Annotated in this window: 1 pseudogene; it reads right to left on the bottom strand. The window is 63.1% G+C overall.

Annotated features, from left to right (window positions below):
* Window positions 1–238 (bottom strand): annotated as a pseudogene (locus G3I78_RS49810) (phenylacetate--CoA ligase family protein); the annotation flags it as partial.
* Window positions 239–406: the final 168 nt, after the last annotated feature.

Genomic DNA, 406 nt, shown 5'->3' with positions numbered 1-406 from the left:
AGGAGAACCGGGGCGTGCCCGTGGTGCCGCCCGTCTTGAACACGACCGCTTCCCCCAGGGGGGCGGTCAGGACCCGGTTGTCGTGCAGGGTGTTGGCGGCCCAGAACGCGTCCTGGTCCACGACGGGTACGTCCGTGACCCGGCTCACCCGGGGCGGCAGGTCCGCGTAGAGCTCGGCATAGAAAGGGGAACGGTCGCGGGCGAAACGCACGAGGTCTGAAAACTGCTGGACGGGCATGCTGCCTTTACCTCGAAAGATGAAAGATGAAAGTTGGAATAGGCGGAAGACAGGCGGCGTGCGCGTCGGGGAGTGGTGGAACTCACACCACTCTCATCCGTTGATCAGTCAACAATGCGTACGTTGCGCACAGTTGACGAGCGCGGCGACAACCTGATGTCTGTTCAC

The organism is Streptomyces sp. SID13726 (assembly GCF_010548375.1).
In the GTDB taxonomy this organism is placed as follows: Bacteria; Actinomycetota; Actinomycetes; order Streptomycetales; family Streptomycetaceae; genus Streptomyces.
Note: the sequence above shows the minus strand (reverse complement) of the source record. Positions and strands in the feature narration are given on the sequence as shown.